Source organism: Brevibacterium sp. 'Marine', from assembly GCF_012844365.1.
In the GTDB taxonomy this organism is placed as follows: Bacteria; Actinomycetota; Actinomycetes; order Actinomycetales; family Brevibacteriaceae; genus Brevibacterium.
Genome location: NZ_CP051626.1, coordinates 2314753 through 2340813, shown reverse-complemented (window position 1 = coordinate 2340813; position 26061 = coordinate 2314753). Strand labels below are relative to the sequence as shown.

The 26061-nt window shown below is 65.5% G+C and carries 21 protein-coding genes; 15 read left to right on the top strand and 6 right to left on the bottom strand.

Annotated elements, in window-relative coordinates; genetic code table 11:
• Positions 1-122: 122 nt before the first annotated feature.
• Both HF684_RS10605 and HF684_RS10600 read left to right on the top strand, forming a co-directional pair.
• The gene (locus tag HF684_RS10605) at positions 123-1973 is read left to right on the top strand and encodes an N-acetylmuramoyl-L-alanine amidase (protein ID WP_169252434.1); all 1851 of its coding nucleotides are present in this window, start codon (positions 123-125) and stop codon (positions 1971-1973) included.
• Between the two features lie 57 nt (positions 1974-2030).
• Positions 2031-2705: an NAD(P)-dependent oxidoreductase gene (locus HF684_RS10600; protein ID WP_169252433.1), complete on the top strand. Its 675-nt coding sequence runs from the start codon at positions 2031-2033 to the stop codon at positions 2703-2705.
• A gap of 9 nt (positions 2706-2714) precedes the next feature.
• On the opposite strand, the gene HF684_RS10595 is transcribed toward HF684_RS10600, so the two are convergent.
• Together HF684_RS10595 and HF684_RS10590 are read right to left on the bottom strand one after the other, a co-directional pair.
• On the bottom strand, positions 2715-3308 hold the full coding sequence (locus tag HF684_RS10595) for a hypothetical protein (protein ID WP_169252432.1): 594 nt from the start codon (positions 3306-3308) through the stop codon (positions 2715-2717).
• 31 nt (positions 3309-3339) lie between these two features.
• On the bottom strand, positions 3340-4182 hold the full coding sequence (locus HF684_RS10590; RefSeq protein ID WP_169252431.1) for a L,D-transpeptidase family protein: 843 nt from the start codon (positions 4180-4182) through the stop codon (positions 3340-3342).
• 60 nt (positions 4183-4242) lie between these two features.
• Between HF684_RS10590 and HF684_RS18665 the strand changes: the two genes are divergently transcribed.
• The 4 genes from HF684_RS18665 to HF684_RS10570 all read left to right on the top strand — a co-directional run bounded on the left by HF684_RS18665 (position 4243) and on the right by HF684_RS10570 (position 9047).
• A complete protein-coding gene (locus HF684_RS18665) occupies positions 4243-5463 on the top strand; it encodes a DUF6636 domain-containing protein (protein ID WP_211167979.1) in 1221 nt (406 codons plus the stop codon).
• A gap of 220 nt (positions 5464-5683) precedes the next feature.
• Positions 5684-7459: a 2-isopropylmalate synthase gene (leuA, locus tag HF684_RS10580; protein ID WP_101553407.1), complete on the top strand. Its 1776-nt coding sequence runs from the start codon at positions 5684-5686 to the stop codon at positions 7457-7459.
• A gap of 86 nt (positions 7460-7545) precedes the next feature.
• On the top strand, positions 7546-8274 hold the full coding sequence (gene recO / locus HF684_RS10575; RefSeq protein WP_169252430.1) for a DNA repair protein RecO: 729 nt from the start codon (positions 7546-7548) through the stop codon (positions 8272-8274).
• Complete coding sequence (locus HF684_RS10570; protein WP_169252429.1) at positions 8271-9047, top strand: isoprenyl transferase; 777 nt, start codon at positions 8271-8273, stop codon at positions 9045-9047. The genes recO and HF684_RS10570 overlap by 4 nt, the downstream gene beginning before the upstream one ends.
• A 183-nt stretch (positions 9048-9230) precedes the next feature.
• Here the strand turns inward: HF684_RS10570 and HF684_RS10565 are convergent, their stop codons facing one another.
• The gene (locus tag HF684_RS10565) at positions 9231-11033 is read right to left on the bottom strand and encodes a DEAD/DEAH box helicase (RefSeq protein ID WP_169252428.1); all 1803 of its coding nucleotides are present in this window, start codon (positions 11031-11033) and stop codon (positions 9231-9233) included.
• A 395-nt stretch (positions 11034-11428) separates the two neighbouring features.
• Here HF684_RS10565 and HF684_RS10560 point away from each other — a divergent pair, with 395 nt between their 5' ends.
• From HF684_RS10560 to HF684_RS10545, 4 genes are all read left to right on the top strand, one after another.
• Positions 11429-12811, top strand: coding sequence for a glycine--tRNA ligase (locus tag HF684_RS10560; protein ID WP_169252427.1), 1383 nt, complete (start codon positions 11429-11431; stop codon positions 12809-12811).
• A gap of 99 nt (positions 12812-12910) precedes the next feature.
• Positions 12911-13480, top strand: coding sequence for a transposase (locus HF684_RS10555; RefSeq protein ID WP_169252171.1), 570 nt, complete (start codon positions 12911-12913; stop codon positions 13478-13480).
• 8 nt (positions 13481-13488) lie between these two features.
• Positions 13489-14355, top strand: a complete 867-nt coding sequence (locus HF684_RS10550; RefSeq protein WP_248279204.1) for an IS3 family transposase — start codon at positions 13489-13491, stop codon at positions 14353-14355.
• A 162-nt stretch (positions 14356-14517) separates the two neighbouring features.
• The gene (locus HF684_RS10545) at positions 14518-15837 is read left to right on the top strand and encodes a YibE/F family protein (RefSeq protein WP_169252426.1); all 1320 of its coding nucleotides are present in this window, start codon (positions 14518-14520) and stop codon (positions 15835-15837) included.
• Positions 15838-15916: 79 nt separating this feature from the next.
• Here HF684_RS10545 and HF684_RS10540 read toward each other — a convergent pair whose 3' ends face one another.
• Together HF684_RS10540 and HF684_RS10535 are read right to left on the bottom strand one after the other, a co-directional pair.
• Positions 15917-17308 carry an aspartate aminotransferase family protein gene (locus HF684_RS10540; RefSeq protein WP_169252425.1) on the bottom strand — a complete coding sequence of 464 codons (1392 nt, stop codon included), beginning with the start codon at positions 17306-17308 and terminating at the stop codon, positions 15917-15919.
• On the bottom strand, positions 17305-17790 hold the full coding sequence (locus HF684_RS10535; protein WP_169252424.1) for an Lrp/AsnC family transcriptional regulator: 486 nt from the start codon (positions 17788-17790) through the stop codon (positions 17305-17307). The genes HF684_RS10540 and HF684_RS10535 overlap by 4 nt, the downstream gene beginning before the upstream one ends.
• Before the next feature lie 425 nt (positions 17791-18215).
• Between HF684_RS10535 and HF684_RS10530 the strand changes: the two genes are divergently transcribed.
• Positions 18216-19544, top strand: coding sequence for a M24 family metallopeptidase (locus tag HF684_RS10530; RefSeq protein ID WP_211167978.1), 1329 nt, complete (start codon positions 18216-18218; stop codon positions 19542-19544).
• 19 nt (positions 19545-19563) lie between these two features.
• On the opposite strand, the gene HF684_RS10525 is transcribed toward HF684_RS10530, so the two are convergent.
• Complete coding sequence (locus HF684_RS10525) at positions 19564-20952, bottom strand: L-lactate permease (protein WP_169252423.1); 1389 nt, start codon at positions 20950-20952, stop codon at positions 19564-19566.
• 61 nt (positions 20953-21013) lie between these two features.
• On the opposite strand from HF684_RS10525, the gene HF684_RS10520 reads away from it, so the two are divergent.
• From HF684_RS10520 to HF684_RS10505, 4 genes are all read left to right on the top strand, one after another.
• Positions 21014-21562: an XRE family transcriptional regulator gene (locus HF684_RS10520; RefSeq protein WP_169252422.1), complete on the top strand. Its 549-nt coding sequence runs from the start codon at positions 21014-21016 to the stop codon at positions 21560-21562.
• Between the two features lie 234 nt (positions 21563-21796).
• Positions 21797-23473 (top strand): ATP-binding cassette domain-containing protein, encoded by a 1677-nt coding sequence (locus HF684_RS10515; protein ID WP_169252421.1) that lies wholly within the window; start codon positions 21797-21799, stop codon positions 23471-23473.
• An 89-nt stretch (positions 23474-23562) separates the two neighbouring features.
• Complete coding sequence (gene dusB / locus HF684_RS10510; protein ID WP_169252420.1) at positions 23563-24750, top strand: tRNA dihydrouridine synthase DusB; 1188 nt, start codon at positions 23563-23565, stop codon at positions 24748-24750.
• Between the two features lie 2 nt (positions 24751-24752).
• On the top strand, positions 24753-26060 hold the full coding sequence (locus tag HF684_RS10505; protein WP_169252419.1) for a deoxyguanosinetriphosphate triphosphohydrolase: 1308 nt from the start codon (positions 24753-24755) through the stop codon (positions 26058-26060).
• Position 26061: the final 1 nt, after the last annotated feature.

The following is a 26061-nucleotide window of genomic DNA, read 5'->3' as shown; positions in this document are numbered from 1 at the left end:
TTCCGAAAATCTGAGAATGACCTTACGATATTCCTGCGGTCACACTGGGTGCCCGTAATCCGGCCCCCATCCAGTGAGAAGAACGCTCACTTGGTCATGGACGACCTCAAGGACCTCACCTGATGAAACCGCTGCCATTCCTCGCCTCGGCACTCACCGGAATTCTCCTCACTGCGACCCTATCGGGACCGGCGCTCGCGGCCGCACCGGACACACTCACGAACACGAACGGTGCCTCTGCGGCGAACGTGCCGACAACGGCACCCGGCCTCGGCGACTCAGAATCCGGGGAGGGCGACAGCGGGTCCTCGCGCACCGACGAGGACTCGGCCCAGGACGCCGCCGCCGGCGCAGACACCGAAGGCGCTCCTGCGGAGACGACCGTCGACGCCCAGACCGATGAGGTCACAGCGTTGCCGCTGGATTCCTCGGACGTGACAATCGTCGGCGCCACCTGGGAAGGCGACGATCCCGAGCTGGAGATCCGCACCCGCGATGGGAACGGCTGGTCGGCGTGGGAGACCCTGCCCACGGACGACGAAGGCGGACCTGACCTCTCTTCCGCAGAAGCAGCGCAGATCCCTGCTGCCTCACACCAGTCGCAGTCCGTGGCTGTGCCGGTGCTCGACTCCGATGCCGTCGAAGTCCGCGCCGCCGACCCACAGGCCGCTACCGATGATCTGCGGATCACCCGGGTGTCCACTGCGGTCACCAAGGCTGATGCACAGGTCGCGAAGTCCGCCGGCGGCCTGACCACACAGGCAGCCACGGGATCGGGCGTCGACGCGCAGATCTCGGCCGCGGACCTGCGCGCGAAGATCGTCACGCGCAAACAGTGGGGTGCCGATGAGAAGCTCGTCCGCTGTGCCACGGACACGACGCCATCGGCCACAGGCGTGTTCATCCATCACACAGCGGGTTCGAACTCGTACTCGAAGGCACAGGCACCGGCAATCATCCGCGGCTACCTCACCTATCACACTCAGAACCGCGGATGGTGCGACCTCGGGTACAACTTCCTCGTCGACAGATACGGCACCATGTATGAAGGTCGTGCCGGCAGCCTCGACAAGGCAGTGACCGGAGCTCACGCGTCCGGGTTCAATTCCTGGACCATCGGTATCAGCGTGCTCGGCACCTACTCCTCGGCGGCCCCGAGCGCGGCAGCACAGACCTCGGTCAAACGCCTCGTCGCGTGGAAAGCCGGACAGTACGGCTTCAACCCGACCGGGAAGATGACTCTGACTTCAGGCGGGGGTGGGACGAGCAAGTACGCCCTGGGCAAGAAGGTCAGCCTCAACGTCGTCGCCGGACACCGGGACACCAGCTACACCGAATGCCCGGGACTCGCGTTCTACAACAAGCTCGGCAGCATTCGCACAGGAGCCAAGTCACTGGTGCCGGAGCTGACCCCGCCGCCGACCACAAGTCCGGCCCCGAAGCCCGCGCCCAAACCCGCGCCGAAACCGAAGTCGTATCCGACGAAGGGCGCAATCGGTTCGTACTATCAGAAGAACGCGGCGAAGACCGGCAAACCGGTCGGCTCGGAGAAGAAGCTGACGAACCCGAACGGTGCTTACCAGTCCTTCGCCAAGGGCACCGTGTATTGGTCGAAATCAACCGGTGCTCACTTCCTCACCAAGGGCCAGATCCGTGTCGCCTACAAACGAGTGAAGTATGAGAAGGGCGTCCTCGGGTTCCCCAGCAGCGATAAGCAGACCTTCAAGCACCGGAAGAGCGCTCGATACCAGAGATTCCACTCCGGAATGATCACCTGGTCACCGCAGACCGGCAGCGATGTCATCTACGGCGGCTTCCTCACGAAGTGGAAGAAGATGGGCTATGAACGCAGCACGCTCGGACTGCCCACCGCTGACCGGACAGTGAAGAACGGCGTCAAACGCCAGAACTTCGAACGCGGCTATATGACGTACACGAAGAAGACCGGAATCAGGGTCCATATCCGCAGATAGCGCTGTCCTCCACTGAGGAGGTGGGTCGCCGACGCGGACGGGACATAGACTGCCGTCATGCACATCCTCCTCTTCGGCGCCTCCGGCCACGTCGGAACCGGACTCGCCCAGCTGCTCGGTCCGCACCACACAGTCACCGGGATCGTCCGCCGCCCTCCGGATACGAAGACGGCCTACACACCTGTGACCGTGCCGGACTGGGTGGACGAACCGGAGGCGGTCACCGCGGCGCTCGCCACCGCCGGCCTGCCGCCGGTCGATGCCGTCATCGCCGCCATCGGCGGGTGGTACATCGACGAACCGGTGCTCGACCGAGGTCTGGCGAAGTTCGATGCGGACTATGACTCCTACCTGCGCGGGCACTTCACCGCCTGTGCGCTCTCGCAGTCCCTGGCGTCGGGCCGGAAGAGCGGAGACCAGGGTTTCGTCCACCTGGCCCTCAACGGCGTCGCCAGCGTCGAGGCTCTCGCCGGGTCCGGGGCGATCAGCGTCTTCGGTGCCGCGCAGAAGATGCTCATCGAGGTCGCCGCGGCGGAATCGACGGGCGTGGCCTTCCGCGAACTGCGGATCATGGCCCCCATCGGCGGCGATGATCGCAATGACCTGGCCGGGGGAGTCGACACCGTCCCCCTCGCCGAGGTGGCCGATGCCCTCACCGCGATCCTCGACTCACCCGATCGCTTCGACGTGAGCACGGAGATCCGCGCGAACGAGGGAACCTCGGCCGGCTGAGCGTCCGGCTCAGGCGCGATCATAGCGGAGGAAGACCTGGCCGTCCTCCGCGCGGACATCGATGAGGTGCAGGTCGATCTCGGCCTCGAGCCCGGAGAAATGGCTGCCGGGAGTGCGGAGATAGCGCGGACTCACGCTCAGATGCAGTTCCGCGCCCGGATAGTGCTCGAGCAGCCGGAAAGCGAGATTCGGGCCCGATTCGCACAGCAGCACCGCCTCGTCGGTCGGTGCCGCCTCGTCGGTCGGTGCCGATTCGGGGGACGGTGCCGTGCTCAGGGAGGCGGCCACCTCGGTGATGGTGTCCGGACTGAAATGCTGAGCATGATAGTCGAGACCGCGGGCATCGAGCTCGGCCTGCAGGGACGTCGGATCGGACTCGGTGAGCACATACACGGGTGTGTGCTCCAGGGTTTTGCCGGCGGCGTTGATGACAGGCAGCTGCGGATTGAGCGCGGTGCGCCGGTCGATGATGATCGCGTTCGCGCTGCGGCGCAGGGCGAGGAAGCGCCGGAAGTCAGCGTCCGTGGACACCCCGGTCGACCAGCCGTCCTCGGCGAACGAGCCGTTGATCGACTGGACGAGGGAGATGATGAGACGGCGCACGGGATCCTGCTCTCCTGCTTCTTCGGCTCGGCTATTTCTTCAGCTCGGGTGCCGGCCCCATGGCGATGCGCGGATGGGCCTCGGGATCGAGGGTGCGCATGATCCACTTGAGGTCCGCCTCGTCGAGGGTCACGCAGCCGTTCGTGCCCGAATCGTGGTCGAGGTGCAGCCAGATTCCGCCGCCCTTGTCCCAGCCCATCGGTCGCGTCTTGTCCGTCGGCGGGGTGCCGGGCTTGCGGTTGTAGTCGATGGCGATGATGTAGTCGAAGACCGACGCATAGTCCGCCCCATAGGCCACCGTCGCCGAGGAGGGCAGCCGATCGTCCTGGGTGTAGGGGAGGTCGGTGCCCGGGTCGGCTTTGAACCCGCCCGCGTCGCTGAGCGAGAACACACCGATCGGAGTGGTCTTGTCGCCCTCATGGCGGTCCTTCAGCCACCCCTTCGAGCCGTTGTGGGTGTCGAAGGTCTTGAGCTTCTTCCACTTCTTGTCAGTGAACTCATAGAAGCTCAGGCTCGACTTCTCCGAATCGGCCGTCGGCGAGGTCGCGACGAGGACCTGCGAGGTCTCTGCCGGGATCTGGTCGGTGTACTCCTTCGCCAGACCCGGGACAGGAACGGGATTCACCGGGCCGGTCGCCTCGGCGCCGGACGCGTCGGATGCGGGCGATGCGGGCCCGGTTCCGCTGGGAGAATCCTGGGCCGGGGCCGCGAAATCACCGACGTTCGTCTGCTGCGCGGGCGCGGCGAATCCTGGGGATCCGACGGTCGCGGACTCGTCCGTGCCGTCGTCGGAATCGGCGCCGCAGGCGGTCACGAGCAGAGCGCAGGCGAGCAGCGCGGGAACTCCCGCGCGCCTGAGGACTCCATCGGACATACGGCCATCCTCTCATGAGGGATGGGAACTCGCCGGCAGCGACTATGCGAAAATGACCTCATGAGCATTCCACCTGTGCCGAACCATCCTCCGCGCCCCGGGCGTCGGAAGCCGGCCGAGGAATCTCCCGAGTCGATCACAACCCAGTTGTTCATCGGCGAGGATGATTCCGCGGCCGATGGCTCCACCCAAGCGCTGACCCCCGCAGAGCTTCAGAGGCTGCGGTCGATGGTCGAATCCGACGGCACCGATGCCACCGAGGTTCTCAGCCTCGAAGAGCTGCGCGGGCTCGCCGCCGCCGAAGGATATGAGACCGGCGGACTGCCGGCCGCGCCGCGCAAAGTGAACTCCGACGACATCGCCGCTGCTGAGGCGCCCTCGGCTCCGAAGCAGTGGAACCCGCAGCCCGCACCCCACCCCCATCAGGGACAGTGGGGCGGCGAATTCGGTGCCGCAGGTCAGGCCCCGGCACCGCAACCGCAGTCCACCGGGCCGGTGCAGTTGCCGGGGGTGCCCGATCACGCTCAGCCCGGCACCAGTCGTCCCGGTGGCCCCGGTTACGGGCAGGCCGGCCACGCTCCCGCGTACGCCGCCCCCGCAGGCTATGCCGCCGGCTATGGGCCGGGCGGACCTGCCGGTTCCGGGGGACCTGGTGGGCCCGGCGGGCCGGGTGGGCCTGGCGGGCCCGGCGGTCCGGGGAATCCGGGCGGCCCGCACGATCCCTATGGTCGGCGCGGAGACACGAAGAAGGTCCCCGCGTGGCTCTGGGTGCTTGCGGCCATCGCGCTCATCCTCGCCCTCGGCATCGTCGGCTATATCGTCTGGGACTCCACTCAGGGGGAGGACACCACCACGGTCGGGCCCACGGACGAACCCTCGATCGGTCAGACCGATGATCCCGAGCCGTCCGATTCCGGCAGTTCGACGGCTCCCGTCGCCGAGGAGAGCTTCGCCTCTCCGTCGGGCAACATCGCCTGCACCATCGACTCCGAACGGGCTCGCTGCGTGATCAAGGACTACGAGTTCTCACCACCGGAGAAGCCCGACGACTGCCGACTCGACGACTGGGGCTCCATCGTCGTGGCGAACAGGGACGGCGCGGGATTCTCCTGCCTCGACGCTCCCGAGAGCAACGGCCCGGCACGCGTCCTCGGCTACGGGGACTCGATCTCCGCTGAGGGAATGACCTGCACCTCCAGCAGGGAGGGCATGACCTGCAAGTCCGACGACACCGGAGTCGGCTTCAACGTCCGCCGCGCCTCGGTCGACTTCCTCAAATAGGGCGGCCTCAGACAGGGCGGCGGAGGATCGGGCGGTGTCGCCTCGGCGTTCTCAGGATGTGGACCGGATTCGGACGCAACGAGGGAGGGGGACTACGGTGGCCGTGTGGCTCACAGGATCCTCCTCCTTCCTTGCCGCGACGAGTCCTGAACGGACAGCACGCTCGTCGCGGAGTCCTCGTATGCTGGTCAAGCGCTGAGAAACTTAAGTTAGAGGAACAATGAAACTGCAGAAGCCAACTCCGATGCCGTTCGGCAAGTACAAGTCGTTCCAGGACCGCATCGCGCTGGATATGCGCGATCGCACCTGGCCGGATCAGATCATCAGCAAGGCGCCTCGCTGGCTGAGCACCGACCTGCGCGACGGCAATCAGGCGCTCATCGACCCGATGACGCCCGACCGCAAACGCAAGATGTTCGATCTGCTCGTGCGGCTCGGGTTCAAGGAGATCGAGGTCGGATTCCCCGCGGCCAGCCAGGTCGACTTCGACTTCGTCCGCGAGATCATCGAACAGGATGCGATCCCCGATGACGTCCGCATCTCCGTGCTCACGCAGGCTCGAGAGGACCTCATCGAACGCACCGTCGAATCCCTCGTCGGCGCGAAGATGCCCACCGTGCACCTCTACAATGCGACGGCTCCGGTCTTCCGCAAGGTCGTCTTCGGCTTCGACGGTGACGGCTTCGATCAGACCCGCGATATCGCGCTGCAGGGCACTCAGGCCGTGATGAAGCACGCCGAGACGCTGCTGTCCGATGCGGACTTCGGCTACCAGTACTCGCCGGAGATCTTCGTCGACACCGAACCCGAGTTCGCCCTCGACATCGTCGGCAGCGTCCTCGACATGTGGCAGCCCGCCGACGGTCGCGAAACCGTCGTCAACCTGCCTGCCACCGTCGAACGAGGAACCCCGAACACGTATGCGGACCAGATCGAATGGTTCTGCCGCAATATGCCCTACCGCGACGAGGTGGCCGTGTCCCTCCACCCGCACAACGACCGGGGCACCGGCGTGGCCGCGGCGGAGATGGGGATGATGGCCGGCGCCGACCGGATCGAAGGCTGCCTGTTCGGCAACGGTGAGCGCACCGGAAACCTCGACCTCGTCACCGTCGCCCTCAACCTGTACACCCAGGGCATCGATCCGGAGCTCGACTTCTCCGACATCGACGAAGTCATCCACACCGTCACCGAATGCAACCAGATCGGCGTCCACGAACGCCACCCCTACGGCGGCGACCTCGTCTTCACCTCGTTCTCGGGCTCGCACCAGGACGCGATCAACAAGGCCTTCGCCGATCGAGAGAAGAAAGCGAACGCTCAGGGCACCCCGGTCGACCTCATGGAATGGGACATGCCCTACCTGCCGGTCGACCCGAAGGACCTGGGCCGGTCCTACGAGGCGATCATCCGTGTGAACTCGCAGTCCGGCAAGGGCGGAGTGACCTACCTGCTCAAGAGCGAGCACGGACTCGACCTGCCGCGTCGCATGCAGGTCGAATTCTCCCGCGCCGTGCAGCAGCACACCGAGGCCGGCGGTGAGGTCACCGCCGAAGAGATCCGCCGCATCTTCAACTACGAATACCTGCCCGCCGACGACCCCGAGAAGGCGTGGGGCCGCTTCCAGATCGTCGGTCTGCGCACCGAGTCGGGCAACGTCGACGCTGCCGGCTCGTCGGCCGAGCGCATCGAGGTCGACCTCATCGTCGATGGCCAGGAACGCACCTACGAAGGACGCGGCAACGGACCGATCGACGCGCTCGTGAAGATCCTCATCGACCAGTTCGACGTCGACGTCCGTCTCCAGGACTACTCCGAGCACGCCATCGGCTCCGGCGCCGACACCAACGCCGCTGCCTATGTCGAACTCGCCGTCGAAGACCGCGTCGTGTGGGGCGCGGGACTGCACCCGAACATCACGAAGGCCTCGCTCAAGGCCGTCGTCTCGGCCGTCAACCGCGCCGCCCGTGACCGTGACCGGGACCGCCAAGCCTGAGCACCATCGCCTCGGCGGCCGATCTCACAGCAGTCGCCTAAGCGCGGCGGGATGATTCCCCGCCGCGCTTGAGCGATAATGGGCGAGTGCACAACTATCGTGATGAAGGCATCGTGCTCGGCGGGCACAAGCTCGGCGAAGCCGACCGCATCGTCACCGTGCTCACTCGCAGCCACGGCCTCATCCGCGCGGTCGCGAAGGGGGTGCGACGGACGAAATCACGGTTCGGCTCCCGCCTCGAACCCTTTATGCTCGTCGATCTGCAATGCCATGTCGGCCGCAGCCTCGACATCGTCACCCAGGTCGAACTCATCGAACCCTTCGCCCGCGGAATCGCCACAGACTTCGATGTCTATTCGGCCGCCTCGGTGATGGCCGAGACGGCACGCAGCATCACCGAAGCCGAACCCCAGTCGCGCACGCATTTCCTCCTCCTCGTGTCCGCGATCCGCTCGCTGTGCAATCGCGAACACCCGCCGAGGCTGTCGCTGGATGCGTACCTGCTGCGCGCGATGTCCGTGGCCGGGTGGGCACCGAGCCTGCTCGACTGCGCCCAGTGCGGGAGCCCCGGACCTCACCGGGCGTTCTCCGCAGCACTGGGCGGGGCCGTGTGCACGAACTGTCGTCCCTCGGGGGCGGCGCTGCCCGACACCGATGCGCTCGAACATATGGCCGCGCTTCTGTCCGGTGACTGGGGGCGGGCCGAGGACTCAGACCTGCACGATCAGATCGACGGGTCGAAGCTGGTCTCGGACTGGGTGTCGTGGCACCTCGAGCGCAATATCCGATCTTTAAGAGTTCTGGAGAGCACATGAGCTACCCCGCACCACCGGCCCACCCCAGCGGAGCGACACCTCCGCGCATCGACGCGAAGTTCGTGCCCAGGCACGTCGCGATCGTCATGGACGGCAACGGTCGGTGGGCGAATCAGCGGGGGCTGGCGCGTACGGAAGGGCACAAGGCCGGTGAGGCGTCGCTGCTCGACGTCATCCACGGCGCGATCGAGATCGGCGTGGACTATCTGTCGGCGTATGCGTTCTCGACCGAGAACTGGAAGCGCTCACCCGAAGAGGTGCGATTCCTCATGGGCTTCAATCGCGACGTCATCCGTCGCCGACGCGATGAGCTCAACGCACTCGGCGTGCGCATCGTGTGGTCCGGGCGGCGCGGTCGCCTGTGGCGTTCGGTCATCGACGAGCTCGAGACCGCCGCCGAGATGACGAAGCACAACACGGGACTGGTGCTCCAGTTCTGCGTCAACTACGGCGGACGGTCCGAGATCGTCGACGCGATCAATGAGATCACCGCCGAGGTGGCCGCCGGGAAGCTCAAGCCCGGCAAGGTCTCGGAGAAGACCGTCCGCTCCCGCCTCTACGCACCCCTCGTGCCCGACGTCGACCTGTTCATTCGGTCATCGGGGGAGCAGCGGACCTCGAACTTCCTGCTCTGGCAGTCCGCCTATGCCGAAATGGTCTTCCAGGACGTGCTGTGGCCCGATGTCGACCGGCGCACCTTGTGGGCGGCGATCGAGGAGTACGCCCGCCGCGACCGTCGCTTCGGCGGCGCCGTCGATACGCCCACTGCCTGACGCGAAGGCTGAGGACTGAGTCGCAGCTTCCACGGGCTTCTGAGGCTCGGCCGGCCCGTTCCACTCTGCTGACGACGAGGGCCCCGCAGCATCTTGCTGCGGGGCCCTCGTCATGGTTTCGGCCGGATCGGCGCTTCACCGTTCTCACGACTCCGGGGGAGTCACGGTCATGACGCGATCGGATCAGTAGCGGTCGCGGGGACGGTCGCCCCGCCCGCCGAACTTCTTGCCGCCCCGGCGATCACCGCGGAAGTTGCGGCCGTCACCGGGCTGCTTGTCGAAGTTGCGCTTCTTGAACGGGCGTCCCGGGCGACCCGAATCCGGACGGATGTCGATGGGACGGCCCTGGATCTCGGTGTGGGAGAGCTTGCGCAGCACCGACGGATCGAGGTCCTTGGGCAGGTCGACGAGCGTATGGTTCGAACGGATGTCGATATGGCCGATCTGCTTCGAGGTGATTCCGCCTTCGTTCGCGATCGCTCCGACCACGGCGCCCGGCTGGAGACGCTCGTTGCGCCCCAGGGCCAGACGGTAGGTCGTCATGTTCTCATCGCGGGCGCGTCCGCCGCGGCCCGGACGACCGCCGTCACGACCACCATCGCGGTCGCGGTCACGGCCCTGACGGCGCGCCGGCTCGGGCATCGGCTCGGCCTTGAGCGTATTCGACTCGAGGACGAGGGACGCGAGAGCGGCCGCGATGTTCGAGGCCGGCACGTCGCGGGAGAGCGAGTACGCCTCGATGACCTCGGTGAGTTCGGACAGTTCGGTGGTAGCGAGCACATCGTCGATGCGCTTCGTGAACTTCTCGACCCGAGTGTTCGTCAGCTCCTCGACGCTGGGCAGGGTCAGCGGTTCGACCTTCTGCTTCGTGGCGCGCTCGATCGAGCCGAGCATGCGCTGTTCCCGCGGGGTGACGAAGAGGATCGCCTCACCGGAACGTCCGGCACGACCGGTGCGACCGATGCGGTGGACGTAGGACTCGGTGTCGTGCGGGATGTCGTAGTTGACGACCAAGGTGATGCGTTCGACGTCGAGACCGCGGGCGGCGACGTCGGTGGCGACGAGGATGTCGATCTTGCCTTCGCGCAGCATGTCGATCGTGCGCTCACGTGCCTGCTGGGGGATGTCGCCGTTGATCGCGGCGGTCTTGAATCCGCGGGCGCGCAGCTTCTCGGCCAGTTCCTCGGTGGCCTGCTTCGTGCGCACGAACATAATGATGCCCTCGTACTCCTCGACCTCGAGGATGCGGGTCAGAGCGTCGAGCTTGTGCGAATGCTGGACCATGAAGTAGCGCTGGCGGATATTCGCGCCGGTCTGCGACTTCGCAGCGACCCGAACTTCCTGCGGGTCGTCCAGGTACTTGCCGGTGATCCGGTGGATCGAGGTCGGCATGGTGGCCGAGAACAGAGCGACCTGACGGTCCTCACCGACCTGGCTGAAGATCTCTTCGATGTCTTCGGCGAAGCCCATCTTGAGCATCTCGTCGGCCTCGTCGAGGATGAGGTGACGCAGGCTGCCGAGCTTGAGCGAACCCTTCTTCAGGTGGTCGATGACACGACCCGGAGTGCCCACGACGACCTGCGCACCACGGCGCAGACCCGCCAGCTGCGGGCCGTAGGCCTGTCCGCCGTAGATCGGGAGCACGGAGAAGTCGGGAAGTTCCGTGGCATAGGAGGTGAACGCCTCGGCGACCTGGATCGCGAGTTCGCGAGTGGGGGTGAGGACGAGAGCGAACGGGCCGTCCTCAGCGCGCCCCGCCTCGGCGAGGTCGGACAGAGCCGGCAGGGCGAAGGCCGCGGTCTTTCCGGTTCCGGTCTGGGCGAGACCGATGACGTCACGGCCCGACAGGAGGGTCGGGATGGTCTCGGCCTGGATGGGTGTGGGGATCTCGTAGCCCTGTGCCTCTACGGCCTTGAGCACGAGCGGGTGGAGTCCCAGTTCGGAGAATCTCGGAGTGGTTTCGTCGTTTGCGGACACATCGGTCATGAGTGATCTCTCTCACGTCGGCACACACTTGATCGCAGATGACTGTAGTGGCGATCTACCCTGCGGCCGCTTGTGCAATCATCGTGAGCAATCCGGGCCGAAACCGTAGTGATCCAAGAACTCGCTTGGACAGACGTGAAGACGTCGGTACGGAGAAAGGTTTGGGTGTACCCCAAGTTTACATGCCGTGCCCTCGCCGAGGCGGCCCCGGAGTGGGAAACCGAGTGTGAGATCAGTCGCCTCCCAAGGTGTCCGTCGCAGTGTGTTGTCGTCGTCGAAGGCGGGCGTCCCGGCAGGTCGGGCCGGTGTTGAGGACACGGCCACGTGACCGGTTAGGCTGGTACCTGCGAGCCACGGCAGCCGGCCGTCGGCGAACTGAAACAAGGAGAGAACTAGTGGCACAGTCCAAGTTGGATGCCGTCATCGCCCTGGCCAAGCGCAGAGGATTCGTCTTCCAAGCAGGAGAGATCTACGGCGGTTCCCGCTCGGCATGGGACTACGGGCCGTTGGGCGTGGAGCTCAAGGACAATATCAAGGCCCAGTGGTGGCAGCAGTTCGTGCGCGGACGCGAAGACGTCGTCGGCCTCGACTCCTCCATCATCCTGCCCAAGCGCGTCTGGGAAGCCTCCGGCCACGTCGCCACCTTCGTCGATCCTCTCGTCGAGTGCCTCAACTGCCACAAGCGCCACCGCGAAGACCACCTCGTCGAGGCGTATGAGGCGAAGAACAAGAAGGCCCCGGAGAACGGAATGGCCGATATCGTCTGCCCCGACTGCGGCACTCGTGGTCAGTGGACCGAGCCGCAGGAGTTCTCCGGTCTGGTCAAGACCTTCCTGGGCCCCGTCGACTCCGAAGCCGGACTCCACTACCTGCGTCCGGAGACCGCGCAGGGCATCTTCGTCAACTTCAACAATGTGCTCACCGCTGCCCGGAAGAAGCCGCCGTTCGGCATCGGCCAGATCGGCAAGGCCTTCCGCAACGAGATCACTCCCGGCAACTTCATCTTCCGCACCCGCGAGTTCGAGCAGATGGAGATCGAGTACTTCGTCCACCCGGACGAGGCCGACGACTACTACAAGCAGTGGGTCGAAGACTGCTGGTCCTGGTTCCTCGACCTCGGCATCTCTGCCGATAACGTCCGCCGCCTCGACGTCCCCGCCGAGGACCGTGCGCACTACTCGGCCGGCACCATCGACATCGAATACCGCTTCGGCTTCCAAGGATCCGAGTGGGGCGAGCTGATGGGTGTGGCCAACCGCACCGACTACGACCTCGGCACTCACACCGAGGTCTCGGGAGCGAAGCTGCAGTACTTCGACCAGGCCAGCGGAGACCGCTACACCCCGTATGTCATCGAACCCTCCTTCGGCCTGACCCGGTCGATGATGGCATTCCTCGTCGAGGCCTACAGCGAGGACGAGGCGCCGAACACGAAGGGCGGAGTCGACAAGCGCGTTGTCCTCAAGCTCGATCCGCGCCTGGCCCCGGTCAAGGCCGCGGTGCTGCCGCTGAGCCGCAATGAGAAACTCACCCCTGCGGCCAAGGATCTCGCTGCGACGCTGCGCCGACGCTGGAACATCGACTTCGACGATGCCGGCGCCATCGGACGCCGCTACCGTCGCCAGGACGAGATCGGCACCCCGCTGTGCATCACCGTCGACTTCGACACCCTCGATGATCAGGCCGTGACGATCCGCAAGCGTGACGATATGAGCCAGGAACGCGTGAGCATCGACCAGGTGGAGAAGTACCTGGCCGACCACCTCGCCGGCGCCTGACCCCAATTACTACCTGACGGCGGCCCAGCAACCTCGCGCTGGAGTGGTCCCCGAAAGTTGGACTGTGATCAACACAAACCAACTTGAAGGGACCATTCCATGCGTCAGGACTGTCTGATCACCAACGACCAAGCCAAGGCCGCGATCGAACTCTTCGACCAAGGGCACGGCTACGCCGCGGCAGCCACGAAGCTCGATGTCCACAAACCCACACTCAAACTTCTCCACGACCGGTGGCTGGTGCGTGGAACAATGTCGGTCATGGAACCGCACCAGCGCCGCCGTATACCAGCAGAGCAGAAGATCGCGACTGCGAAGCGATACCTCGACGGCGAACACAAAGTCGAACTCGCCAAGGAACTCGGCCTGGCATCGTCGCGTCCGATCCTCGACTGGGTCAAGGAATACCGGGACAAGGGCGATCAGGCATTCACCTCGCCCCCGGCATCAGGCAAGGGCACAACAGCCCGGATGCGCGCCATTGACAGCGGTCAGGACCCGGATGCTGATCCGGCCCCGTCTAAGCCGGACCTGATGGCGAAGAAGACCCGTGCCGAGGACATTAGTCTGGCGGAGTATCGGCAGCTGCAAGACCGGCTGTTGCGGGCGGAAGCGGAGAACGCGTACTTAAAAAAACTGAAGGCCTTGAGGCAGAACGGGCAGCTGTAAAAGCACGCATAGTTGCCAGTCTCAAGGCGAACTACCCACTGTCACTGCTGCTGAGCATTGCGGGCCTGGCACGGTCGACGTTTTTCTATCACCAGAAACGCTTCGATCAGAAACCTGACCCATACGAGCAGGTCAGGCCCCGGATCCGGGAGATCTTCACCGACAGCCGCGAATGCTACGGGCACCGCAAGATCTGGGCAGTCTTGGTCAAAGAAGGCATCACGATCGCGAAGAAGACAGTGCTGCGGTTGATGCAGGACATGAACATCAAGACCAAGGTGCGCAGGAAGCGGTATAACTCCCACCGTGGCACGATCGGCCGTGTTGCCGGCAACGTCCTCAACCGGGAGTTCACCGCTGAGGAACCAAATGAGAAATGGGTCTCTGACGTCACCGAATTCGCTGTGGCGGATCAGAAACTGTATCTGTCACCGGTCATCGATCTCTTCGATACCAGTGTGGTGTCGTACTCGATGTCGACGTCACCGAACACGGCGTTGACGAACAAGTCACTGACGAATGCGTGTCAGGGGCTTCGGCCCGGTCAGAAACCATTGGTGCACACGGACCAGGGGTTTCAGTACCAGCACGTGTCGTGGGCGGCGATCCTGACCAAACACGGTGCCACACCGTCGATGTCGCGGAAGGGAAACTGCTGGGATAACGCGATGGCGGAGAACTTCTTCGGGCAGTTGAAAACCGAGATGTTCTATCTGCAGAAATTCAACACGGTCGAGGACCTCGAGAAAGCGATCGATGAGTACATTCATTGGTATAACTTTGAGAGGATCTCGATGCGACTCGGCGGTCTTGCCCCGATGGAGTATCGGACCAAGACCGCCACAGCCGGACAGCCGGCAACTGCTTTATGCTGACCTCACAGCAGTCCAACTATTGGGGACCACTCCACGCCAGGTTGCTGGGCCGCCGTCAGGTAGTTCTGATCACGGCTGGCCGCCACGGCGAGCATCCGCCGCCAATCCGGCCTGGTTCACCGCCCCGCATCTCTGCGATCAGCCACCTCCCGAAGGACCGCCATGCATATGACGTCCCACCACGAACCGAGGGCCTCGCCGAGGGTTCGCCTGATCATGCTCGCCTGCATCATCCCGCTCATCGTGGTCACGATCGCCGGGCTCTTCGTGCTGTGGCCATCAGGACCGGACAAGGACCTGCCCGGCGGCGGGCCGACGACGAACTCGGCCGAGGGGACCACCGATACGAAGGTCACCGTCACCGCTGTCGACGCCTCGGACTGCGAGCCCGGCGAGACGGACCCGATGGTCCGCGCCGACTGCACGACCTACACCGTCGAGGCGGACGGGCACGAAGGCAACCTGTACGTCACCCCCGACGCGGTCAAGGCCGGCGTCGACGTCGGCGACACGATCAAGGTCCTCGACTTCACGCAGTCGCCGGACCGGGCGGAGATGGGCACCGATTACGTGTTCATCGATTTCGACCGCAACGTTCCGATGCTGGCCCTGGCGATCATCTACGCGATCGTCGTCCTCCTCGTCGCCGGTCTGCGGGGACTGCGCGCGCTGATCGGGCTCGGGTTCGCCGGTGCCGTGCTGTTCGTCTTCATGCTCCCGGCCATGCTCGACGGCAAACCGCCGGTGCTGGTGGCGATGGTCTCGGCGAGCCTGATCATGGTCATCGCGCTCTACCTGGCGCACGGAATCTCGACGCGGACGTCGACGGCACTGTTCGGAACGGTGCTCGGCATCGTCATCACGGGCATCCTCGGTGCGTGGATGACGTCCTGGGCGAATCTGGGCATCGCCTATTCGGAGGACGGGTACCTGCTGGTCGATACGACGGATCTGGGGATGACCGACATCATCGTGTGTGCGATCCTCATCACCGGGCTCGGGGTGCTCAACGATGTCACGATCACTCAGGCTTCGGCGGTGTGGGAGCTGGCAGCCGCCGCTCCTGAGATGAAATCGGCGCAGCTGTTCGCTCGGGCGATGCGCATCGGCCGGGACCATATCGCCTCGACCGTCTATACGATCACGTTCGCCTATGTGGGCTCGGCGCTGATGACGCTCATCATCGTCTCCGCGCATGATCAGCCGCTGTTCGACACGTTCACGCTCGGGGACATGTCGGTGGAGGTGGTGAGCATCCTCGTGTGCTCGATCGGTCTGGTCGTCGCGATTCCGCTGACGACCGGACTCGGCGTCCTCGTGGTGAAATCGGGAGTGCGCCCGCCGAGGCGGCCCACCGGATCCGCTGCCGCGCCCGGCGCGATCACGGCTGCGGACCCAGGCACGATCACGGCTGCCCACCCTGCCGAGGAGCGGCCGCCGATGACCCGTCGCGAGGCCCGTGAGCGCGACCAGAACCGCTGAATGTCGCCCCAGAACTACCTGACGGCGGCTGAGCAACCTCGCGCGAGGTTGCTCAGCCGCCGTCAGGTAGCAATTGGGGTCAGAACATTGTCCAGGCTTCCTGGAGGACGCCGCGGATGATCTGCTCCATCTCGTCGAACTCGTTCTGACCGACGGTCAGCGGAGGCGAGAGCTGGATGACCGGGTCGCCGCGGTCGTCGGCGCGGCAGTACAGGCCGCTGTCGTACATCTTCGCCGACACGAAGTTCTTGAGAATCCGCTCGGACTCCTCTTCGGTGAACGACTCCTTCGTGTCCTTGTCCTTGACGAGTTCGATTCCGTAGAAGAACCCCTCACCGCGGACATCACCGACGATCGGCAGGTCCTTGAGCTTCTCGAGCGTGAACTTGAACGCCGCAGCGTTCTCGTGCACGTGGTCGTTGAGCTTCTCCTCTTCGAAGACGTCGAAGTTCGCCATCGCGGCGGCACAGGCGACGGGGTGACCGCCGAAGGTGTAGCCGTGGTAGAAGGTCTCATCGCCGCCGGGGCCGAAGGGCTCGAAGAGCCGATCGGAGGCGATCATCGCACCCAGCGGCGCATAGCCGGAGGTGATGCCCTTGGCCGAGGTGATGATGTCGGGAACATAGCCGAAGTCGTTGCAGGCGAACATGTCGCCGATGCGACCGTAGGCGCAGATCGTCTCGTCCGAGACCAGCAGCACATCGTATTCGTCGCAGATCTCGCGCACCCGCTCGAAGTATCCGGGAGGCGGCGGGAAGCAGCCGCCGGAGTTCTGCACGGGTTCGAGGAAGACGGCGGCCACGGAGTCGGCACCTTCGAACTCGATGGCCTCACCGATGCGGTCGGCGGCCCAGCGGCCGAAGGCCTTCTCATCATGGGCGAGGTGCTCCGGTGCCCGGTAGAAGTTCGTGTTCGGCACCTTGTGAGCACCGGGGACCAGCGGAGCGAACTGCTCCCGCAGACCCGGCAGCGAGGTCACCGACAGCGCACCGTGCGGCGTGCCGTGGTAGGCGGTGGCCCGCGAGATGATCTTGTGCTTGCCGGGTTTGCCGACGAGCTTGAAGTAGTTCTTCGCCAGCTTCATCGCCGACTCGACCGAGTCGCCGCCGCCGGAGGTGAGGAAGACCCGGTTGAGATCGCCCGGCGCATAGCTGGCCAAACGCTCCGAGACCTCGATCGCCTGCGGGTGGGCGTACGACCACAGCGGCATGAACGGCAGCTTCAGCGTCTGGTCGTACATCGCCTTCGCGATCTGCTCACGACCGTGACCCACCTGGACGGTGAACAGGCCGGCGAGACCGTCGAGGTACTTCTTGCCCTTGTCGTCGAAGATGTGGTGGCCCTCACCGCGGACGATGACCGGCGCCTCACCACCGTTGAACAGTGCTTGGTGTGGTGACATGTGCATCCACACGTTGTTGCGGATGGCATCCTGATAAGGAGTGCCGGCCCTGGTGACATTGTCTGTCATCGCGTCCCCCAGTTGTATTTCTGCTTTTCGAGTGAGAGGTACATGAAGAGCTCCGTATCCACGACGGCATCGATCGAGCGGAGCTCCTCATTGACGAACTCGATCAGATGCCGATCCGATTCACACACGATCTCGACCAGCAGGTCGAACGAACCGGCGGTGACGACGAGGTAGTCGATCTCGTCGTAGTCGTGCAGCTTCTCGGCGACCGCGGAGATGTCTCCGCGGACCTTCAGCCCCACCATCGCCTGCCGCGCGAATCCCAGACTCAGCGGGTCGGTCACGGCGACGATCTCCATGACACCCGACTCGATGAGCCGCGACACCCGCTGGCGCACGGCGGCCTCGGACAGGCCGACGGACTTGCCGATGGCCGAATAGGATTTCCGTCCGTCGTGCTGCAGTTCGACGATGATCGCCTTGGACTTCTCGTCGAGATTCCCCAGTCGGGAACCGCTGCCGTTCGGCAGGAGCGGGTCCATTCTTCACCTCCGTGATGTGCGTCTCAGGACAATCTATCACCGAATCTGCTGAAATGCGCTGTTTCGTTTGCGAATTCCGTCGAAACTGAAATTGTTTGGTTCTGGATTCGTCAGAAATCGCCGAGGCGGCCGACGAGTATCCGTGCCGAGCGCCGTTTCCGCGACGCCAGGATCCGCCGGTGGTGACCATTCGAATCGGCTGTCCGCCGACCGCCCGAAACCGCCGTTCGCGGACCGGCCGGGTCGGCCGTTCGGGGATCGCTGAGGCCGCTGTCGGCAGCCGTCCGAATCCCTGTTGAGAAGCACTGCGAATCGCCGCTGCGAAAGCCCGCGGATTCCCGCTGCCGCGCGGATCGGCGGACCCGCGGCAACACGCGCGGTGACAGTGATTGACAGTATGTGAGCGGGGTCACCACACTGGGATCATGAATGAGGGGGAGCTGTTCTACGGCGGCGAGGATAATCGCCCGGATGTGTACGGGATGCGTCCCGGAGCCGAGCAGGGGCAGGCCGGCAAAGAGGTCAAGGCGCGCCCGCAGCCGGTTCCCGGCGAGGTCGATACGATCGGCGCGAACGAACTGTCGTTCAGCGCCGAGGAGTACCTCGGTCGGATCGCCTCGGTGCGCAACCGCATGCTCGACCAGGGCCTGGCCGCGCTCATCGTCACCGACCCGGCGAACATCTACTACCTCACCGGCTACAACGCGTGGTCCTTCTACACCCCGCAGCTGCTGTTCGTGCCCTCGTCGGGACCGATGACGCTGTTCATGCGCGATATGGACGCCCGCGGAGCCTCGCACACCTCATGGCTGCCGCCCGAGGACATCGTCGGCTATCCCGAACGCTATGTGCAGCGCCCCCATATCCACCCTTTCGACTGGGTCGCCTTCGCCCTGCGCCAGCGGTGGGAGGTCGCCCGAGCATCGACCATGCCGGTCGGAGTCGAGATGGATTCGCATTTCTTCTCCCCGCGAGCCTTCCGCGCACTCGTCAATGGTGTGCCCGAATGGCGCCTCGTCGACTCCTTCGAGCTCGTCAACTGGATCCGTGCGGTCAAATCTCCGGCTGAGGTCGCGCTCATGCGCAAGGCTGCGAAGGTGACCACCGCGGCCATGGACGCGGCACTGGGCACGATCGGCGTCGGAGTCGGTCAGAACGAGGTGGCGGCCGCGATCTCCGAAGCTCAGACCCGCGGCGGCGACGGGGTCTGGGGCGACTACCCCTCGATCGTCCCGCTCATGCCCACCGGCGAAAGCGCGGACACCCCGCACCTGAGCTGGACCGATCGGAAGTTCGAACGCGACGAATCGGTGAGCATCGAACTCGCCGGTGTTCACCGCCGCTATCATGTTCCGCTGGCCCGTACGGCGGTGACCGGGCGGCCGAAGCAGGAGCTCGTCCGCCTCGAGGGGGTCGTCGCCGAGGCGCTGTCGGCAGTCCTCGACGTCGCCGCTCCCGAGGTGCCCACCGCGGAGCTCGCCCGCACCTGGAATCGGGTGCTGGCTCTGTCGGGACTCGAAAAACCCAGTCGCCTGGGGTACTCGATCGGGATCGGCTACCCGCCCGACTGGGGCGAGCGGACGATCTCGATCCGCACCGAGGACGACCAGATCCTCGAAGCGGGAATGACCTTCCACCTCATCGGCGGCATGTGGATGAACGGCTACGGAATCGAGCTGTCGGAACCGGTGCTCATCACCGACACCGGCTGCGAACCGTTCACGAACTTCCCCCGTGAGATCATCCGCGTCTGAGGCGAAGAACGTCGGCCCCTCAGGCGAAGAGCTGGATCCACAGACCGAGGGCCAGGGCGTTGATCCCGGCCACCGCGAGTGCTCGGCCCTGCACCCAGGAGATGTCCTTCGCCGAGGCGGCCACCGAGGAATCCGCGATCTGCACGGCCATCGCCACCCGTGGGGGAGCGGCGAGAGCGGCCAGCGAGCCGGCCGCATTTCCGGCCGCGACGACCGGCAGCGCCGAGACATGCGATGATGCCGCGGCCGCGGTCAGCGTGCCGGTGAACATCGAGTTCGCTCCCGTGTTCGAACCGGTGAGCACCGCGCCGATGGAGTTCAGCCATGGAGTGAGCAGGATGAGCCCGGCCGGCAGCAGTGAGCCGATCGTCTCGCTCATCCCCGTCGTCGTCATGATCCAGCCCATGAGCATGAATGCGGCGGTGCCCACCCCGATGGGAATCCAGGCACGCACTGCCGTGACCGTGACGTCGCGTCTGCCGGCGACGGCGGTGGCGGCGATGAGGCAGGCGGCGGCCAGCCAGAACGGGGGAGAAGCGACGATCTGCGTGATGATCGACGGCAGCGCGGCGTGCAGAGCCCGGGCCAACAGCAGACCGACCGTGAGCACCCCGTAGGGCAGAACGGCCACGCCGAGGCGGCGCGTCAGGCCCGTGGTCTTCTTGCCGACCATGAACAGCGCACCGAGGACAACGATGACGATGAGCGAACCGATGATTCCCGACGGGGCCATGCCGATGACGGAGCTGGAGGCGAGGATCCCCGCCCACATGAGGGTGCCGGAACCGATGATCCCCAGCGCCGAGGCGGGAGACGGGCGCATGATCGCGACCACCGCGATCGCGACGATGATGACCGGGATCGCATTCATCCACGCCGTGGCCAGACCGAGTTCGTCGACGTCGAGTCCGGCCAGCGCCGCTGCGACGGTGGTGCCCGGACCCAGGGCACCCCATGGAACGGCGATGAGGCCGAGGAGACCGAGGATCGCCGACTGCCGCAGAGTGCAGCCGAGGTGGGTGAGGATCGGCACCCCGACGGTGACGCCGATGCCGAAGCCGGTGACCGATTCCGCGAAGGGCACGATCCCGAACACGACGAGCGCGACCCCAAGCGGGCGACTCGGTGACAGTGCTTCGACCCAGGCCGAGATCTGCGACATCGACCCGGCGGATTCGAGCAGCCGGGCGAGCAGCATGCCGAAGAGCAGGATGAGCGCGACCTCGAGGATGAGCGGAAAGTAGTCGATCCCCGATTCGACCAGCACCGAGACGGGGGTGGGGAAGGCGACGGTGACGAGACCGGCCGCGAGCACCGCTCCGGCCAGAGCCGCGACCCAGGAGCTCCGCTTGAACAGGAGCAGGAGGATGGCAATGAGGATCGGGGTGAGAGCCAGCACTGCCACCATGGAGATGTGTTTCCTTTGTGAGAGAGGATTCTACGATCCAAGAATAGTTTATGATGCTCCAATGGTGAAAGAAGAGGATCTCGGCGCTCGTGTCTTCGGCGCCCGCATCAGAGCACGGCGCAAATTCAACAACCTCACCCTCAATGAGCTCGCGGTCCGGGCAGGACTGTCCCGCGCGGCTCTGTCGAAGATCGAACGCGGTGAGCAGGATACCTCCGTCTCGAACGCCATGGGCCTCTCCCGCGCCCTCGGCGTCGACGTCGGCGAGCTCCTGGCCGCCCCGGAAGTGACGATCACCCGCAGCGAGGCGATCCCTGCGACCTCGACCTTCGGGAAAGGGGTCTGGCGTCGGGACCTGCCGTCGGCGATCGAGAACATGGACGTCGTCCACTACCGTCTCGACCCGCGCAGCGAGACCTCGGCCTTCGCCGCGCACCGCAGCGGATCGCGTGAGAGCTTCTTCGTCCTCACCGGCAGCATCGAAATCGTCACCATCGACCGCCGCACCACTCTGCACTCCGGCGACTGTGCCCAGGCTCCCGGCGACGTACCGCATCAGTTGGCCAATCCCCACGACGAACCCGCCGAACTCATGCTCATCATCGTCTGAACCCGCCCCACCCCTTCTTACTACCTGACGGCGTCCCAGCAACCTCGCGCGACGTTGCTGGGACGCCGTCAGGTAGTAAGAAGGGGTGGTCTTGACCGGACGAGCCGCCTCGGCGATCATGGACATGTTCTATTTCCGACGAAAGACGTCTCTGCTGTGAAGTGAATCCTCATGCCGTGACTTGCGGGTGCCACGGGCCCGCAGCGCTTCTGCGTACACGAAATGAGGACCCTCATGCCCACAGCCATCACTGTCTCCGAACTGGACTACCGCCTCGGCGACGATACCGAGATCTTCTCCGGACTCACCGCCGCCATCCCTGCCGACCTCGTCGGACTCGTCGGCGACAACGGGATCGGCAAAACCACCTTCGCCCGCATCCTCGCCGGTCGGCTGCGCGCCTCGGCTGGAACCGTCACCGGTGCCGACGGCGCCGTCTACATCGACCAGCTGCTGCCGCATTCGACGCAGAAGGTCGACGCCGCACTGGGCATCGCCCCCGTCCGACTGGCGCTGGGCCGCGCCCTGGCCGGAGAGGCGACCGGGGCCGACTTCGACCTCATCGGCGACGATTGGGACATCGAAGAGCGGGCCCTGGCCGCGCTGTCCGAACTCGGTCTGCACCTGAGCGTCAGCGACCTCGACCGGAGTCTGCGCAGCTTCTCCGGCGGACAGGCGACACGCATCGGGCTGGCCCGAGCGGCGCTGGTCGGCGACGCCTGGCTGATCCTCGATGAGCCCAGCAACAATCTCGATGAGGACGGACGGACGCTGCTGACGACGCTGCTCACCGACCGGCGTGGGCCCACCCTGGTCATCTCCCACGACCGAACTCTGCTCGAACAGATGACCTCGATCATCGAGATGACCGACCGACTGCGCGTCTACGGAGGGAACTTCGACGACTTCGAAGCCATGGTCGCCGCGGAAGAGGAAGCGAAGCAGCAGAAGGTCACCGATGCGAAGAAGTCCCATCGGATCGAGAAGCGACAGCGGATCGAACTGGAGACGAAGCTCGCCCGCAGCGAACAGAAAGGGGCGAAGGACAAACTCAACAGACGGCGGCCCCGGATCGCAGCCAACGCCATGGCACATTTCGCCGAGAAGTCCGCGGCGAAGCGACGCGGCGACAAAGCCGCCGACGAAGCGGCCGCCCGGGACGACCTCACCGCCGCCAAGGATGCGCTGCGCCGGACCTCGAGCGTCCGCCTCGACCTGCCGGACACCCAGATCCACGCGACCAAACGGGTCCTCGAGATCTCCACGGCCGCCTCGGCGAGGTCCGAGCGAAACCAGACGATCGTCGGCCCGGAACGGATCCGACTGACCGGACCCAACGGGGCAGGGAAGTCGACCCTGCTGGCCGCGATCCTCGCGGCCGCGAACGAACGGGACCCGCACGGCGAGGACACGGGCGACACGGGTGGTGGACACGCGGGGGCCGAAACCGGCCCGCCGATCGCCGAACTCTTCGGCGACCTCGCCATCACCGTCGCAGCAGCCACGGCCCACCTCGACCAGCAGTACCGACTGCCGGGGGAGCTGACGGTGATGGAGGCGGTGCGCGCAGGCAACCCGCGGCTCGACCCGCACCGCGTCCACGAAGTGCTCGCGGCCATGGGACTGCGCGCCGGACGCACCGACCAGATCTGTTCGACCCTGTCCGGTGGGGAGCGCTTCCGCGTCGCCCTGGCCTCAGGACTGCTGCAGGATCCGGCCCCGCAGCTGCTCATCCTCGACGAACCGGGCAACAATCTCGATCTGTCATCGCTCGAAGCACTCGTGACCGCCCTCGACGGATTCGGCGGTGCCATGGTGATCGTCACCCACGACGACCGGCTCGCCGCCGAACTCTCCGTCGACACCGAATGGGACGTGCGGGAATTTCTGCGCACGGCAGCCGTTGATTGAGTCGAGACGAAAGGGGCGAGCCGAGGCGGCGAACCAGGCGGGAGAGACAGACGAATGTGCGATTTTGACTTGACTGGGATAATGGTTGCGTGAGTGTCATCAGCCCTGCCCCAGAAACCGCATCCCCGAAGCCCGAAACCGCCCTGCGCATCGGGCCGATCGAGCTGTCCTCGCCCGTCGTGCTCGCGCCCATGGCCGGAATCACGAACACCGCCTTCCGCCGCCTGTGCCGCGAATACGGGGCCGGGCTGTACGTGACCGAAATGGTCACCACCCGGGCGCTGGTCGAGCGCAATCCGAAGACGATGCGCATCATCCACCACGAACCGTATGAGACTCCGCGCTCCGTCCAGCTCTACGGAGTCGACCCGGTGACCATGGGCCAGGCCGTGCGGATGCTCGTCGAAGAGGACCGCGCCGATCACATCGACCTCAACTTCGGATGCCCCGTCCCCAAGGTCACCCGCAAGGGCGGCGGCTCCGCGCTGCCGTGGAAGCAGGACCTGTTCACCTCGATCGTGACAACGGCCGTCACCGAGGCGGCCCGCCGGGACGTGCCCGTGACCGTGAAGATGCGCAAGGGCATCGACGCCGAGCACACGACCTTCCTCGACGCCGCCGAAACCGCTCGCAACGCCGGCGTCGCCGCCGTCGCCCTGCACGGCCGCACCGCCGCGGACCTCTACTCGGGGACCGCGGACTGGGATGCGATCGCCCGGCTCAAGGACCACCTCGGCGATACCGTTCCGGTGCTCGGCAACGGGGATATCTTCGCCGCCGAGGATGCCCTGGACATGATGGCCAAGACCGGCTGCGACGGCGTCGTCATCGGTCGCGGCTGTCAGGGACGGCCGTGGCTGTTCGGTGACCTCGCGAACGCGCTGAACGGCAGCGACGAACGCCATCGTCCCGGTCTCGCCGAGGTGGCTCGCGCGGTGTACAAACACGGCGAGTACCTCGTCGATCATTTCGAAGACGAATTCCTCGGCGTCCGTGACTTGCGCAAACACATCGCCTGGTACTTCAAGGGCTACCCCGTCGGAGGAGAGCTGCGCAGTCAGCTGGCCATGGTCTCCTCCCTCGAGGAACTTGCCGGACTGCTCGATCAGCTCGACAAGGACGCCCCCTATCCGGGAGCAGCCGCCGAAGGGTCCCGCGGCCGCACCACCCGGCCGAAGAAGCCGCACCTGCCCGAAGGCTGGCTGGACTCCCGCATCTTCGATCCCAGCGGGAAGTCGCTGCTGTCGGAGGCCGAACTCGACATCTCAGGAGGATGAGAATGCCCTTCGACACTCACCCGCACGCCTCGGTGCGGACGGGTACCGTGGCGGTCTACTCGCCCTGGGACGAGGAGCGGTGGGTGAGCGAACCGGCGAAGAATCCACGACGCTCGGCCTTCCAGCGTGACCGTGCCCGCGTCCTCCATTCCTCGGGCCTGCGCCGCCTCGGTGCGAAGACCCAGGTCGTGTCCCCGGGCACAGACGATTTCGTCCGCACCCGCCTCACCCACTCGCTCGAGGTGGCCCAGGTCGGACGCGAACTCGCCCGCTACCTCGGCTGCGATCCCGATATCGTCGACACCGCCTGCCTGTCCCACGACCTCGGGCACCCGCCCTTCGGCCACCACGGAGAGACGATCCTCGACGCCCTGTGCGCCGACATCGGCGGCTTCGAGGGCAACGCCCAGACCCTGCGCCTGGTCACCCGCATCGAACCGAAGGTCATCGCCGACGACGGCCGTCCGGCCGGTCTCAACCTGTCCCGCGCCAGCCTCGACGCACTGACGAAGTACCCGTGGCCGCGAGCCGAAGCCACGGCCGGTCGCCGCGACTCCGGGGTGCGCAAATTCGGTGTCTACGATGACGACCGAGCTGTCTTCGACTTCTACCGCGACGGCATCGACAACGGCCAGAGATGCATCGAAGCCCAGGTCATGGACTTAGCCGACGACATCTCGTACTCCGTCCACGACGTCGAGGATGCCATCGTCGCGGGCCACCTCGACCTCGCCGACTTCGCCGCCGATGACCGCCGGACCGAACTCTTCGATATCACCCGTCAGTGGTATCTGCCGGAGACCACCGATGCGGAGATGGACAAGGCGCTCGGCCGACTGCAGGCCGCCGCCTACTGGCCCAAGGAGGCCTTCGACGGATCCCGTCGGGCTCAGGCCGGTCTCAAGCACATGACCAGTCAGCTCATCGGCCGGTTCGTCGGTGCCGCGGAATCCGCGACCCGTGAGGAATTCGGGTGGGAACCACTCGCCCGATACTCCGCCTCACTCGTCGTGCCCGAGACGACCACCGTCGAGATCGCCGTGCTCAAGGGCATGGCCACGCTGACGGTGATGGTCGCCGAGGATCGACTGCGACTCCATGACATCCAGGCGGCGGTCATCAACGAACTCGCCGAATGGTATTCGCAGTCACCGGACAAACTCGATCCGATGTTCCGCGCCGACCACGCCGAGGCCGCCGACGACTCCGCACGCCGGCGCGTCATCGTCGACCAGATCGCCTCCCTGACCGACCATTCCGCCTGGGCTCTGTACCACCACCTCAACGCCGGAGCGGAGGATCGGCTCTAGA

What these genes read in the sequence shown, in the direction of transcription:
- HF684_RS10605 (WP_169252434.1), top strand. Translation starts at nt 123, where the DNA reads ATGAAACCGCTGCCATTCCTCGCCTCGGCACTCACCGGAATTCTCCTC.
- HF684_RS10600 (WP_169252433.1), top strand. Translation starts at nt 2,031, where the DNA reads ATGCACATCCTCCTCTTCGGCGCCTCCGGCCACGTCGGAACCGGACTC.
- HF684_RS10590 (WP_169252431.1), bottom strand. Translation starts at nt 4,182, where the DNA reads ATGTCCGATGGAGTCCTCAGGCGCGCGGGAGTTCCCGCGCTGCTCGCC.
- HF684_RS18665 (WP_211167979.1), top strand. Translation starts at nt 4,243, where the DNA reads ATGAGCATTCCACCTGTGCCGAACCATCCTCCGCGCCCCGGGCGTCGG.
- leuA (WP_101553407.1), top strand. Translation starts at nt 5,684, where the DNA reads ATGAAACTGCAGAAGCCAACTCCGATGCCGTTCGGCAAGTACAAGTCG.
- HF684_RS10570 (WP_169252429.1), top strand. Translation starts at nt 8,271, where the DNA reads ATGAGCTACCCCGCACCACCGGCCCACCCCAGCGGAGCGACACCTCCG.
- HF684_RS10565 (WP_169252428.1), bottom strand. Translation starts at nt 11,033, where the DNA reads ATGACCGATGTGTCCGCAAACGACGAAACCACTCCGAGATTCTCCGAA.
- HF684_RS10555 (WP_169252171.1), top strand. Translation starts at nt 12,911, where the DNA reads ATGCGTCAGGACTGTCTGATCACCAACGACCAAGCCAAGGCCGCGATC.
- HF684_RS10545 (WP_169252426.1), top strand. Translation starts at nt 14,518, where the DNA reads ATGCATATGACGTCCCACCACGAACCGAGGGCCTCGCCGAGGGTTCGC.
- HF684_RS10540 (WP_169252425.1), bottom strand. Translation starts at nt 17,308, where the DNA reads ATGACAGACAATGTCACCAGGGCCGGCACTCCTTATCAGGATGCCATC.
- HF684_RS10535 (WP_169252424.1), bottom strand. Translation starts at nt 17,790, where the DNA reads ATGGACCCGCTCCTGCCGAACGGCAGCGGTTCCCGACTGGGGAATCTC.
- HF684_RS10530 (WP_211167978.1), top strand. Translation starts at nt 18,216, where the DNA reads ATGAATGAGGGGGAGCTGTTCTACGGCGGCGAGGATAATCGCCCGGAT.
- HF684_RS10525 (WP_169252423.1), bottom strand. Translation starts at nt 20,952, where the DNA reads ATGGTGGCAGTGCTGGCTCTCACCCCGATCCTCATTGCCATCCTCCTG.
- HF684_RS10520 (WP_169252422.1), top strand. Translation starts at nt 21,014, where the DNA reads ATGGTGAAAGAAGAGGATCTCGGCGCTCGTGTCTTCGGCGCCCGCATC.
- HF684_RS10515 (WP_169252421.1), top strand. Translation starts at nt 21,797, where the DNA reads ATGCCCACAGCCATCACTGTCTCCGAACTGGACTACCGCCTCGGCGAC.
- HF684_RS10505 (WP_169252419.1), top strand. Translation starts at nt 24,753, where the DNA reads ATGCCCTTCGACACTCACCCGCACGCCTCGGTGCGGACGGGTACCGTG.